Here is a 13225-nt window from a genome sequence, read left to right on the forward strand (position 1 = left end):
AGGCTTGGTTCCCCATGACCCCCGTAGAAACCCGCAAGGAGATGACCGAGGCGCTTTTGGCGCATACCAGGACGGTTCTCGCCGAGGGCCCGCTGGACCGGGCGCGGCTGGAGCGGGTGAAGACGGCGCTGTCGGAGCTCTCCGGCCAGACGTCATTGTGGGCCGAAGGCGATTTCCCGGACCCTGACGAGGACGCGAAGCAGAACCGCTTTCAGATCGCCCAGGACGCCGAGAGCGGCCTGACCCTCTATCTGAATGTGATGCGTCCGGGCAAGACGGTCCCGCCCCACAACCACACCACCTGGGCCTGCATCGCCGCGGTCGAGGGCGTGGAGACCAACAGGCTCTACGAGCGCCTGGACGACGGCGCGGTGCCCGGCAAGGCGCAACTCCGCGAGACCGCCGTCGTGGACCTGAGGCCCGGCACCGCCCTGGCGATGCTGCCCGACGACATCCACAGCGTGGAGATCGGCGGCGACACGGTGATCCGCCACCTTCATTTCTACGGCCGGCCCCTGGAAAGCCTGACCGGCCGGATCGCCTACGACCTCGACGCCGGGACCTGCCGGATCATGGACGTCGGGGTAAAGACCAAGGTTTGAGGACGCGGCACCCGGTGAAGGAGATATCGGCGCAGGCCCTCAAGCCGCTGCTGACCGACGGCGACGAGATCGCCTTTCTCGACGTCCGCGAACACGGCCAGTATGGCGAGGGCCATCCCTTCTTTGCCGTGCCGCTGCCCTACAGCCGCATCGAAGGCCTGGCGCCGCGCTTGCTGCCTTGCCGGGCGGTGCGCTGTGTGGTGATGGACGACGGCGACGGTGTCGGCGCGCGCGCGGCGGCGGTGCTGGCGGATCTCGGCTACGGCGACGTCGCGGTCCTGGCCGGGGGCGCGCCGGCCTGGGCGGCCGCCGGCTACACCCTCTTCAAGGGCGTGAACGTTCCCTCCAAGGCCTTCGGCGAGAGGGTCGAGCACGCCTTTGAAACGCCGTCGCTCTCCGCGGAAGAGCTCAACGCGATGCAACGGCGCGGCGAGGCCCTCCTGCTGCTGGACGGGCGGACCGGGCGGGAGTTCCGCAAGATGGCGCTGCCCCGGGCGCTGTCCTGCCCCAACGCGGAGCTCGGCTACCGCCTGCCGCTGCTGGGCGCCGATCCGGCGACCCCCATCGTCGTCAACTGTGCCGGGCGCACCCGCTCCATCATCGGTGCCCAGACCCTGGCTCTGCTCGACACGCCCAACCCGGTCTATGCCCTGCGCAACGGAACCCAGGGCTGGCGGCTGGCCGGCTTCGATCTGGTCCATGGCGCCGAGCCTTCGCCGCTGCCGCAGCCGGACCCGGAAACCTTGAGCGCCGGGCGCGCCCTGGCGGAGAAACTGCGGGCAGCCTATGCCCTGCCGAGCGTCGGTGAAGCACAGATCCGGGCCTGGCTCGCCGACGCTGGACAGACGACCTATCTCTTCGATGTGCGCAGCGCCGAAGAATTCGCCCAGGGCCATGTCGCCGGCGCCCGCTCCGCGCCCGGCGGCCAGCTCGTCCAGGCCACCGACGAGCAGCTTGCGGTGCGCAACGCCCGCATCGTGCTCGCTTGCGACAACGGCCTGCGCGCCGCCACCACCGCGATCTGGCTGAAGGGTATGGGGCACCGGGTCTGGCTCCTCGACAGTGATGCCGCCAGAACCGAAACCGGTGGGGGACAAACCGAACCCGCCGGGGTCGCCGACACCATCGGCTTGGCGGAGTTGAAAGCCCGTGCCGATGCGGGCGCGCAGATCCTGGATGCCTCGCGCGGGCTGGACTTCCGCGCCGGCCACATCGAGGGGGCGACCTGGGTCACCCGGGCCCGCCTCGACCGCTTGCAGATCGACGATCCCGCCGGCCTGGTGCTGACCGGGCGTGCCCCCGCGTTGATGGCGGGGGTGGCGGCGGACCTGACGCGCCTGACCGGCCATGCCCCGGGCGGCGTCCGTCGCGGCGACCCCCGGAGCTGGCGCGCGGCGGGGCTCAGCGTGGTCGAGACGCCGGATTTCCCCACCGAGGCCGACTGCATCGACTATCTCTTCTTCGTCCACGACCGCCACGACGGCAACCTGGACGCAGCGCGCCGCTATCTCGAATGGGAACTCGGCCTGCTGGACCAACTGGACGACCAGGAGCGCGGGGTTCTGAACCCCCTGCGGCCGACGGCAGACCCGCAGAGACGGTGCGGTCCTTGTTGAACACCACAGGGGAGAACGGCGATGGGGAAACGATGGGTCCGGGGATGCCTTATGGCGGCGGTCCTGATCTCGGCGCACTGCGGATTCGCGGGCGAGGCTCCCGCGCAAAACCGTGAGGCCGCAATGGCCGACGCGAAAGAGCTGATCGTCCTGGCGGCGCCCGGGTCCGCCGATCCCTACTACGCCGAGGTTGCCGGCGACATCTTCGACTTCCTCGTCGCCTATGCCGAACAGATCGAGGGCCGTGACGACGTCCTCGTCCTCACCGACGCGGCGGCCTATCCGGACTACGTCGCGGCGCTGGGCGAAGACCGCGTCGCCCTGGCGCCGGTCGCCGACATCTGGATGCGCGACTTCAGCCTATCGAATGCCGCCGGCCCGGTCCTGTTCCGCTACACGGCGGCCGGTCAGGGCGGCGGGCGGCAGGGCCAGGCGGCGGCGGACGCGGTCCAGGACGGCCTCGCCGCGGTCATGGAGGAGGCCGGCCTCGGCTTTGCCGAGAGCGATCTGTTGAACGACGGCGGGAACTTCGTCGACGACTATGCCGGGCGCGCGGTGGTCAGCCGCAAGTTCCTGCGCGACAACGGCCTCAGCGAGACCGAAGCCCGCGCGGCGCTGCGCCGCGAGACCGGGCTCGAGCATGTCGCCTTCATCGAGGCGGACGAACAGGGCGGGCTCGAACACGCCGACGGCGTGGTGGCCTTCATCGAGCCCAATGTTCTCGTCATCAACAGCTACCCGGAAGACCCGGCCTATGCCGCGGCGCTGCGCGCCGACGTCTTGGCGGGCCTGCCCAGCGTCACCCTTCACGAGATCGTCACCCCCTATGACGGCAGCACGATCTACGACGCGGCCTTCGGCTCGGCCTGCGGGCTCTACACCAACATGCTGGTGACACCGCAGCGCATCTACCTGCCGCAGTTCGGCATCCCGGAGGACGCCGAAGCCCTGGCCAGCCTGCGGCGCTGGACCGACAAGGAGGTGGTCCCCGTGAGCTCCCGCCAGGTCTGCCACATGGGCGGCGGCGTGCGCTGCATGTCCTGGCAGCTCCGCGGAGCAAACGCAGCGCGCCTGCTCGACTGGGCGCGCGCGGCGCGCTGAACCGGCGTCCGCGGCGGCGCCTCGGGTGAGCCGCCGAACGATTGTGGGAGCGCACTGAAACGTCTGGAATCCGGTTCCGGAAGCCGCCCTTCGACGGCCGGGACCAGACTCTTCTTGTCGACGAATGGCTGACAGCCGTCTGCCCGGTACCGATGCGCTGGAAATGGCGGAGGGAGAGGGATTCGAACCCTCGGTACGCTTGCGCGCACAACGGTTTTCGAGACCGCCCCGTTCAACCACTCCGGCATCCCTCCGCGGACGGCGCGCCCTTACTAGCCTTGTGCTGTGGCGCTTGCAAGCGCTGGCTGGGGTGTTTGCGTCCTCACCCGGCCCCCGGCCTGCTATAGTCAGCCGGAGCACCAACAGTCTGGGAGGCCGCAGCGCCCATGATCCAGTCGTGCGGCGCGCGCAGGCGTCGCCTTCCACCGAACCCGGCCCCTTGCCCGACACAAGGTCTCGCACGGCCCGGTGTCGCGCTTTACGGGGGCACACGCGGCTTGTCGATGATAGCAAAACGGCGTGGTTTCGGGTGATGGCGCGGGCGGTGATCATGGGCGTGGCCGGGTCCGGAAAATCCACGGTCGGGGTTGCGCTGGCTGCCCGGACCGGGGCCGTCTACATCGATGGCGACGACCTGCACCCGGCCGCGAACATCCGGAAGATGTCGGCCGGCACCCCCTTGACCGACGAGGACCGCGCGCCCTGGCTCGACCGGGTGGCTGAGACGCTGAGGGCCGCCCGGGGGCCGGTGCTGATCGGATGCTCGGCGCTCAAGCGCAGATACCGCGACCGCATCCGCGACCGCGTGGGCGGGCCGGTGATCTTCGTTCACCTGAGCGGATCGCCGGAGGTGATCGAGGCGCGCATGTCCGCCCGCGAGGGACATTTCATGCCGACCAGTATGGTCAACAGCCAGTTTGCGGCGCTTGAAGAACTGGGTGCGGACGAGGCGGGCTTTGCCGTGGACATCGACCAGACGCTTGAGGCGGTTGCCGACCAAGCCGCCGGGAAGCTGAAGGAACGAGCTGAGTGGGACAAGATCTCGCCGTGAGCGGCGCGGCGGGTGCCGTCAAAACATGAAACGCGCTCGGGCTTCGTGGCGCTGACCCTGTCCAGCACCGACACCCAGAAACTCGCCGAAGCCGTCAGTTCCCTGTCGCGGGATCTGCCCAGGGCCCGTGCTGGTCCGTGGTGCCGTCGTCCAGCCGCTCGAACCCGTGCCGTCCGAAGAAATCGCGCTGGCCCTGGATCATGTTCGCGGTGCCGCGCGCGGTGCGCAGGGCGTCGAAGTAGGCAATGCCGGCCGACAGCGCCGGCACCGCGACCCCATGCAGGGCCGCCGTGGCGACGACCTGGCGCAGCGCAGCCTGCGAATCGCGCAGCAAATCCGCGAAGAACGGCGCGAAGATGAGGTTGCGGTCCGGATCTTCGGACAGCGCCCTGGCCATGTCGTCCAGCATCGCCGAGCGTATGATGCAGCCCGCGCGCCAGATTTCCGCAATCCTCGGCAGCGGCAGGTTCCAGCCGTATTCCCGCGACGCTGCCGCGTTCATCTCGAAGCCCTGGGCATAGCAGAGGATCTTGCCGGCGATCAGCGCCTTTTCCAGCTGCTCCGCGGTCAGCTGCGCCGGCGCAATCGGCGTCGGCCCGGCGCCGAACAGGTCTTCCGCCGCCCGCCGCTGCTGGCGGCGCGAGGACAGGTTGCGCGCTGTGACGGCCGCATCGATCATCGGAACCGGCGCCGCCAGGTGCTGGGCCTCAATGGCGGTCCAGCGGCCCGTCCCCTTCTGTCCCGCCGCATCGACGATCACGTCCAGAAGCGGGCCGCCCGTCGCGGCGTCAAGGGTTCCCGCGACGCGGGCGGAGATCTCGATCAGATAGGATTGAAGCCGGCCGCCGTTCCAGCGGTCGAACAGATCGGCAATCGCCGCCGCGTCGTGCCCAAGGCCGTCGCGCAGAAGCCCGTAGACCTCTGCGATCATCTGCATGTCGGCATATTCGATGCCGTTGTGCACGGTCTTCACGAAGTGACCGGCACCGGCTTCCCCGAGCCAGGCGGCACAGGGAGAGCCGTCGTGTTTCGCCGAAATCGCTTCGAGGATGTGCCCGACGCGGTCCCAGTGGCGGCGCGGTCCGCCACCCATGATGGAGGGGCCGTAGCGCGCGCCGTCCTCGCCGCCGGAGACTCCGATGCCCAGGAACGGACGCTCGCCGGCGGCCTGGGCGCGGCGGTTCGTGTCGTGGAAATTGGCGTTGCCGGCATCGATGATGAGGTCGTCGTCGTCGAGAAGGGGGCGCAGGTCGGCGATCTGGTCGTCGACGGCCTGTCCCGCCGGCACCATCACGATGATGGCACGCGGTTTGGCGATAGCGGCGATGAAGGCATCCAGCGTCGCGGTCGGCGTGATGGCAGCGGCCAGATCGCTGGCGGCCGCGTGGAAGGCTTCGGTCTTGGACGCGGTTCGGTTGTAGACGGCGATGGGAAAGCCCTTTTCCGCAATGTTCATCGACAGCGCGGCGCCCATTGTTCCAAGGCCGATCAGGCCGATTTCACTGGTCGTCAAAGATCTGTGCCTCCCCGTTTGCCCGAGTCCCCCAACATTCCAAACTCTAGCGGATGCCGGTGCCGCGCTCTCTGCGACGATTGCCGCTATGCTACAGCCCGGCAGTATCGTCCGAAACATCGATGACGCCGGTGCCGGTCAATCCCGTGGCGGCGTCCGGACATGGGCCGCCATAGCCAGGCCGAAACACCCGGCGCCCGGTCTGGCGCCCGGACGCTGCGTCACTTCACCTTCGATCATCAGCCCTTTCACAGCGCCCTGCCGGCAGCGCACACACCGCTCAGCCGCACAAGGGGTCTCCAGGCCAATTTTTTGAGACAAGCAGCTTATCGCAGTTATATGTTAGCGCTAACCTTTCCGTGGCGCAGCGACCCGGAAGCAGTGAAGGGCTAGGGCCTGTTGACATTCATTTCGCTGTTGTGGTCCGAGCGGATTTGGCCCTCGGCTAGGAGCGACGAGGAAGGACATGCCTAAGCATATTCGACCCAAGCATATTCGGGGAGGAGCGACGCGGCCGCGGGCCAAATGTGCCGGATCCCTTCGGGACGGGGCAGATATTCGCCAGGGCCGCGTCGCGGACGCCTTGTGGGGGACCACCCCACGGCGCCGCCCGCTCCTAGCCCCCATTGGATTGACCGGGGCGCATATCTGCTCCCGCCACGACGGCGAAATGATTGTCAACAGGGCCTAGGCCGATGTGGGAGTGGCTGATATCCCCGATCGATGCCAGCCGTGCGCATGACATGGGCACACTTCTGTCGTGGCACGGCCGCTTCATGGTGCTCGCCTGGGGCGTATGCGCACCTCTGGGCATCGTTGTGGCCCGCTACCTTAAGGTCCTGCCTTGGCAGGACTGGCCGCGGCAACTGGACAACCAGGTCTGGTGGGTCCTGCATCGCGTGCTCCAGTACAGCGCCACGGCTTTGACGGTCATCGCCCTGATCTTGATTCTCCTGAAGGGGCGCGAGTACACCGCGGCGACGCATCGCCTGCTGGGCTATCTCGTCGTCGCCCTGACCTTTGCCCAGGTTTTGGGAGGGTGGCTGCGTGGCAGCAAGGGCGGGCCGACCGAGCCGTCCAGGGCCGGCGATCACTTCGACATGACGCCGCGGCGCCTTGTCTTCGAGTACGTTCACAAGATCTGCGGATACGCCGCATTGTTGGTGTCGGGCGCGGCGATCCTCACCGGCCTGTGGCTGGCCAATGGCCCTGTCTGGATGTGGCTTTTCCTCGGCATCTGGTGGTTCGCCCTTGCCGTGGCGGCAGCGGTTCTCCAGCGCCGGGGGTGGGCCATCGACACCTACCAGGCCATCTGGGGCCCGGACCCTACGCTGCCGGGCAACAGAACTCCACCGATCGGATTTGGCATACGCCGCCACTGAGTAGGGCTGCAACGGGGAGAGGCCATGGCCGGAGCGGGCTAGGCCCGTTTCTTGCTACCCGGTCCCTTGCGCCTGGTGCTGCGCATACGGCTGAGCACCGCTTCGACCGTGTCCAGGTCCATGTCCTCGCCGTCGAAGGGCCTGCCGTACCAGTCCATGATGTCTTCATGGTCCGGATGACCCGGGTCGGAGATCGCGTCGACGAGGTTCATGAAGCCGAACGGCCCGCCGCTGTCCTCCGGCGGTGCGCGCCGTGCCCCCGCGACCAGGACCGGATAGTCGACGCCGGGCTCCGCCCGTAGTGTCTCTTCGATCTCGATGTCGAGGCACCACTCGTCGCCGAAGTCGTAGGTATAGGTGAAGCGGTCGATGCCGCGCTTGAGGAGTTGGGCAAGGCGCGTGTTGCGGTCGCTATAGAGCCGAGGGCCGACGTGATCTTCGCCCGCGATCTCCGGCTGGCCATAGAGCCGGTCGCCGATCTTGAACTCGTGCAGGTGATAGTCCAGCCAGCACATGACGGCCTGGATCACGTCGTGCAGGCGGCGAAGCGGGAAGTCCGCCGGCACCCGGACCTGCCGCCAGATCGGCGGCTCGACGTCCCGCAGGGTCATTCGGATCTGGACGATGTCATCGGTTTCGTCTTGGCCCACGGCCGCCTCCAATTCCACTCCCTGTCCCACCGCCCGGCCCGAACCGCGAGGCGCAAGGTATCGAATTTGGCCGTGACAGAACAACCGGATATGGCGGGGCAGACGGGAGAGAGTTCGGACCGGCCTCCTACGCTACGGCTCCGGAAGACACTCCTGGCTCTACCGACTTCGCGCGGTTTACCGGCGCAAGTCAGACGAAGCTCGAAGAGCGTAGGGTGCGAAGCATGCGTCACAAGGTGTGAACTATTCCCTCGCCATAGTACTACGATGGTAAGCCCCACAATGGGCTGTGCTGCTCATTTCTGCGGAAGAATTTGCCGATCCGCGACGCATGCTCGGTGGTTGGTGAACTCCAAACAACTGCCCTAATCGCGACTTCGAACCCAATGTGACAGATGCTGTACAACGCATGAATGGTCGTTCAGGTCATTTTTGGCACTTGATCCGACAGGGCAGCAAATGTCACAGTTGATAGCTGAACGATCCTGGATACGTATGATGGTCGAAAGAATAACCTTTCAATCTTCAAATCTTCAGAATATTCAGGCGGGAGAGCTTCGTGCCAAGTTCAGCGCGGCGGGTGATCGCATCTTACGCTACTATGTCGACTTCAGGCACACTGAGCTCGATCTTCATAAAGAGCTAAGTGCTCCTGAGTTTTCGATCTTGCAAAACAAGGTCGATACGCTCATGGCTCAATGGGACAAGAAGTACGCGGCGTACGTTAAGAAACAGGACGCTGTTACAGGAAAAGAGCAGGCCGAGGAATTAACTGCCGACGCCGAGCTTCGCCGAGAACGTCTCAGAACGACGCTGCACCATACGCTGTCGGTGGATGATGCGGTGGATTGGAGTGTTCTTAAAGATCATTCGAAGTTTGATCGTAAGAGATATCCGAGACAACAAAAGAAAGAGCGCGTCGACTCCTCGGCGCCGCCTCCCGTCCATGTGGGGTTCTTTCAAGCACTGTTCGGGCAGCGCAGGAAAATAGAGCGTCGATACCAAGAGGCACTGGATAAACATAATGCCGAGGTCAATCGCGTTGAGAAAAAGAATGCGGATGTTCATGCCGAATGGATCAAAAACCGAGATGCATGGAACGCCGAGCAAGATGCCCAGGAGCAGGTGTTTCTCGATAAGCAGGTTGTCGAAAACGCGAAGGTCGATGCACTTGAGGCAGCATGGCGCGACGGTCAACCCGAGGCAGTTGAGGAGCATGCCTCAATCGTGCTTGAAGCATCCAAGCATGACGAAGTGGTGCCTAAGCAGTGGGAGGTTCAGTATGACCCTGAATCCAAGTTGCTTTTGGTAGAGTATCTTCTGCCCACGCCCGATGATCTGCCGACAACCAAGTCTGTCAGATTTGTTGCCTCGACGGGGGAGTTGAAAGAAACCAGCATCAGTGAGCGCGACAAGAAGACGCTATTCGATGATCTTTGCTATCAAATCTGTCTACGAACACTGCATGAATTGTTCGAAGCCGATAGCTTCGATAATCTTGAGAGTATAGCCTTCAACGGTTGGACGGAGTCGATTGACCGCGCCACAGGCCAGCAGGTCACGTCGACTATTCTTTCCGTCATGGTGCAGAAAGACGAGTTCTTAGCAATCAATCTTGAACAGGTTGAACCGAAAGCTTGCTTCAAATCGCTCAAGGGGGTGTCTGCCGCTTCGCTCGTGGGTCTTACGCCAATTGCGCCAATCATCGAGTTTCAGAAAACCGACAAGCGATTTGTTGATGCGCGAGCTGTTGAGATTGCAGCCAGTGGAACGACAAACCTCGCCGCAATGGATTGGGAAGAGTTCGAGCACTTGGTGCGGGAGCTATTCGAGAAGGAGTTTGCCTCTCGAGGCGGTGAAGTGCGCATCACACAGTCCAGCAATGACGGCGGAGTCGATGCGGTCGCTTTTGACCCTGATCCGATAAGTGGCGGCAAGATAGTTATTCAAGCCAAGCGTTACACGCGCACAGTTGGTGTTGCAGCGGTACGCGATCTCTACGGGACAACAATGAATGAAGGGGCGATTAAGGGCATCCTTGTGACCACGGCAGATTACGGCCCCGATGCTCACAAATTTGCCTCTGATAAACCACTCACCCTCATGACTGGATCACATCTTTTGCACCTTCTAGAAAAGCACGGCGTCAAGGCAAGGATCGATCTGCGCGAGGCCAGAACCGAAATGGGTCTGCGACCATAAGTATATTCGATGAGATATGATAAAACTTGAGTGGTTGACATCGATCGTCCTAAAGCCCGGAGCGTCCCGCTAAGCGGTCGTCCATGGCGTAACCAGTTACCGAGCGACGATTGTGCGAAATGGCGGAGGGAGAGGGTTTCGAACCCTCGGTGCACTGGCGCGCACAACGGTTTTTGAGTTCGCCCCGTTCAGCTACTCCGGCATCCGATCACGGACGGCGCGCGCCTGCTAACCGTGTGCCATGGCGCTTGCAAGCAACGGCTGGGCCATTCCCGGGCCTCTCCTGCCACGCAAATGCTTTCGTATGGGTTGAGCGGTTGCCCAGGTCGTTCCCCCGGTCATTCCCTCGCCGGCCCCCGGCCTGCTATAGTCCGCCGGAACGATATCGAAGGTGGAGGCCGGAGGGCCCATGACCCAGTCCCGCAGCGACAACCTGCCCCGCATTCCCCTGCGCAGGGTGGGGGGCATGGTGGGTCTGCTGGAGGCCGAGCGCGGGCGCCTCAACGCCCTGATCGCCGCCGCCGAGCGCAGCTATCCGCGCAGCGTCATCGCCCTGGGCGACCGCCTCTCCCGGCGCTGGCTGGAGAAGAGCGCCAACCCCTACTTGGCGGAGATCGAGACCGTCGACCAGGTGCTGGGGCGCCCCGGCGCCTTCTTCCTGAACCTCTCCTACGAGTGGGCCTGCACCTGCAGCGTGGGCCCGACGCCCGACGGCCGGGCCAGCCGCCTCACCCGGGTGCTGGACTGGCCGTTCGACGGCCTGGGCGCACAGATCATCGCCGCCCGCCAGTCGGGCCCGGCGGGGGAGTGGATCAACCTCACCTGGCCGGGCTTCACCGGATCGATCCAGGGCTTTGCGGCGGGGCGCTTCGCCGCCGCCTTCAACCAGGCGCCGATGCGCCGGCGCACCCCCTCGCGGATCGTCGACTGGGGGCTCGACCGCTTCGGCCTCTGGCGACGCCGCGCCCTGCCGCCGGGTCACCTGCTGCGCCAGGTCTTCGAGCGGGCCCGCGACTTCGCCGAGGCCAAGGCGCAGCTCATGCAAAGCCCGCTGGCCATGCCGGCGATCTTCTCCCTTTGCGGCACCGGACCCGAGGAGCAGGCGGTGATCGAACGCCTGGAGCACAAGGCGGCGGTCCACGAGGGCCCGCAGGTGGCGGCCAACCACTGGCTGGGGCCGATGCCCCGCGCCCGCTCCCGCGGCACCGATTCCGAAGGCCGCGCGCGGCTCATGGGGTCTGCGGCGCCGGAAGCCGGCCCCGACCTCGCCTGGCTGCGGCCGCCGGTCCTGAACGAGACCACCCGCCTGGCGCTCTATGCCGAACCGGCCAGCGGCCGCCTGGTCGCCCAGGGTTTCGAGGCCGATGGCCCGGCGACGGCGGTCACCGAGCTGCTGCAGGGGGAGCGGCCTCAGTGAGGTGGGGGGCGATCCTCCTTGTCGTTGGCCTTAGCCTCGCCGGTGGCGCGCTGGCCTACAATGGCTGGCAGGCTTGGCAGCTGCGTCAGCCCGGCTTCCACGATCAGGACTGCTGGTTCCAAAACGGCATTTCGGGCCCGGCGCGTTGCGGCCTTTTTGTCGTGCGCGAGAACCGGGAGAACCCGGACAGCCGGACCATCCGGCTGCCCGTGGTGATCTTCGACGCCCAAAACCCGGCCAAGGGTAAGGAGCCCATTCTTTACCTGACCGGCGGTCCGGGCGCGCCGGCCGACCTCGGCGAGCAGTGGCGAATCGACGGATGGTGGGCAAAGCGGCGGGCCTTACCCGAGGACCGCGACCTGATCGTCATGGGACAGCGGGGCACAGGTCTGAAAGAGCCCGACTTCGGCTGTCCGGAGGCCGACAACAGTGAATCGGGCCTTGGGATGGCCGAGCGACTATCCTCGTCGCCGGAAGCGGTGGCGGCGATGCGTCAGGCCCTGCGCGATTGTGCGGCACGGCTGGTCGATGAGGGCGTCGACCTGACCGCCTACAACAGCCGGCAGAGCGCCGCCGACATTGCCGAACTGCGCTCGGCCCTCGGCATCGAGTCCTGGACGCTCTATGGCGTGTCCTACGGTTCGCGCCTTGCCCTCAGTACCTTGCGATATCATCCCGAAGGCATTCGCGCCGCCATTCTGGACTCGGTGCTGCCGCCGGAATCAGATTGGGTGTTGGATCATCCCGGGCACTTCAGAGAGGTGATGGAGCGCGTTTTTGCCGACTGCGCAGCGGATACGGACTGCACAACGCAAAACGGTGATCTTCGGCAGGGCTATGACCTTGCCGTCCAACGTCTGTCGGCAGAGCCGGCACTTTCGTTAACTCTCAGAGAGATCTTTGGCGAAAGCGAGCAAGTCTTCGATATCGGCCAGAAACAATACCATTACCGGCCGTCGCATTTCGCGGATCTGCAGGACGTTTCCATTACCTTCGACCGAATGCAGCTTGATGAGCTGATCAGCGAAGCCTTTGCGACCGCGGAGACCCGCGCCCTTATTCCAGCCATCATCCGCGAGACCGCCGCCGGCCGCCCGACGGTCTTGAGGGCCTTCTTCAGGGACCAGCTTCTGAGATCGTCCTTGGAAAGCGATATCTCCACTGCGCTCTACCTCTCTCACATCTGCCGAGACGAGCTTGCGTTCATCGCTAAGGACGAGATCGAACGGGCGGTGGAGAAGGCCGGCGATCTCGGCCATCTCATCGAGAGTCCGTGGATTGGCGACTACTGTGAGGTCTGGCCGTCTGGCCGGGCAGAGCCTGTCGAGAATACCCCGGTCGACAGCACCGTACCGGTCCTGCTGCTCGCCGGGAGATATGATCCGATAACCCCACCAAGTCTGGCACGCCGCGCCGCGGCCCATCTTGCCAACGGCTACCTCTACGAGCTGGACACCGGCCACGGCGTGCTCTCCGAGAGCCTCTGTGCTGAGCACCTCGTGAACCTCTTCCTCGAGGATCTGGCGGGGCCGCCGGAGAGTGCCTGCATGCCAAAAGGGCGGCTCAGATTGCTGTACCGCTGAATTGCGGACAGACGGCAAGAAAAGGCCCGGAAAATGCGGCCAGAATCGCGTTGACAGGCGAGGCGGCGGGGCTATAGTGCGCGGCCATTGACCGCGGTTCTTCGGGCC

At 65.2% G+C, this 13225-nt stretch carries 10 protein-coding genes and 1 tRNA gene; 8 read left to right on the forward strand and 3 right to left on the reverse strand.

Annotation, left to right across the window (positions count from 1 at the left end; translation table 11 throughout):
- The first annotated feature begins 14 nt into the window (after nucleotides 1-14).
- From Q0996_RS22980 to Q0996_RS22990, 3 genes are all read left to right on the forward strand, one after another.
- The gene (locus Q0996_RS22980; protein WP_299625633.1) at nucleotides 15-602 is read left to right on the forward strand and encodes a cysteine dioxygenase family protein; all 588 of its coding nucleotides are present in this window, start codon (nucleotides 15-17) and stop codon (nucleotides 600-602) included.
- Nucleotides 603-616: 14 nt separating this feature from the next.
- Nucleotides 617-2218, forward strand: coding sequence for a rhodanese-like domain-containing protein (locus Q0996_RS22985; protein ID WP_299625636.1), 1602 nt, complete (start codon nucleotides 617-619; stop codon nucleotides 2216-2218).
- Nucleotides 2219-2341: 123 nt separating this feature from the next.
- On the forward strand, nucleotides 2342-3319 hold the full coding sequence (locus tag Q0996_RS22990; protein ID WP_299625639.1) for an agmatine deiminase family protein: 978 nt from the start codon (nucleotides 2342-2344) through the stop codon (nucleotides 3317-3319).
- Nucleotides 3320-3483: 164 nt separating this feature from the next.
- On the opposite strand, the gene Q0996_RS22995 is transcribed toward Q0996_RS22990, so the two are convergent.
- Nucleotides 3484-3573: transfer RNA gene (locus tag Q0996_RS22995), tRNA-Ser, on the reverse strand.
- A gap of 278 nt (nucleotides 3574-3851) precedes the next feature.
- Here Q0996_RS22995 and Q0996_RS23000 point away from each other — a divergent pair.
- On the forward strand, nucleotides 3852-4370 hold the full coding sequence (locus Q0996_RS23000; RefSeq protein WP_299625642.1) for a gluconokinase: 519 nt from the start codon (nucleotides 3852-3854) through the stop codon (nucleotides 4368-4370).
- A gap of 94 nt (nucleotides 4371-4464) precedes the next feature.
- Here Q0996_RS23000 and gndA read toward each other — a convergent pair whose 3' ends face one another.
- Nucleotides 4465-6003: an NADP-dependent phosphogluconate dehydrogenase gene (gene gndA / locus Q0996_RS23005; protein WP_322096786.1), complete on the reverse strand. Its 1539-nt coding sequence runs from the start codon at nucleotides 6001-6003 to the stop codon at nucleotides 4465-4467.
- A gap of 575 nt (nucleotides 6004-6578) precedes the next feature.
- On the opposite strand from gndA, the gene Q0996_RS23010 reads away from it, so the two are divergent.
- Entirely contained in the window at nucleotides 6579-7265 is a 687-nt protein-coding gene (locus tag Q0996_RS23010) for a cytochrome b561 domain-containing protein (RefSeq protein WP_299625648.1), read from the forward strand.
- A 38-nt stretch (nucleotides 7266-7303) separates the two neighbouring features.
- Here Q0996_RS23010 and Q0996_RS23015 read toward each other — a convergent pair whose 3' ends face one another.
- Nucleotides 7304-7915: a plasmid pRiA4b ORF-3 family protein gene (locus tag Q0996_RS23015; protein ID WP_299625651.1), complete on the reverse strand. Its 612-nt coding sequence runs from the start codon at nucleotides 7913-7915 to the stop codon at nucleotides 7304-7306.
- A 498-nt stretch (nucleotides 7916-8413) separates the two neighbouring features.
- Here Q0996_RS23015 and Q0996_RS23020 point away from each other — a divergent pair, with 498 nt between their 5' ends.
- The 3 genes from Q0996_RS23020 (at nucleotide 8414) to Q0996_RS23030 (ending at nucleotide 13117) form a co-directional block, all read left to right on the forward strand.
- Entirely contained in the window at nucleotides 8414-10117 is a 1704-nt protein-coding gene (locus tag Q0996_RS23020) for a restriction endonuclease (protein ID WP_299625654.1), read from the forward strand.
- 409 nt (nucleotides 10118-10526) lie between these two features.
- Nucleotides 10527-11534 carry a hypothetical protein gene (locus Q0996_RS23025; protein WP_299625657.1) on the forward strand — a complete coding sequence of 336 codons (1008 nt, stop codon included), beginning with the start codon at nucleotides 10527-10529 and terminating at the stop codon, nucleotides 11532-11534.
- Nucleotides 11531-13117 (forward strand): alpha/beta fold hydrolase, encoded by a 1587-nt coding sequence (locus Q0996_RS23030; RefSeq protein ID WP_299625660.1) that lies wholly within the window; start codon nucleotides 11531-11533, stop codon nucleotides 13115-13117. The genes Q0996_RS23025 and Q0996_RS23030 overlap by 4 nt, the downstream gene beginning before the upstream one ends.
- Nucleotides 13118-13225 lie beyond the last annotated feature (108 nt).

Origin of the sequence: Pelagibius sp., from assembly GCF_028289705.1 — a bacterium.
Taxonomy (GTDB): Bacteria; Pseudomonadota; Alphaproteobacteria; order Kiloniellales; family Kiloniellaceae; genus Pelagibius.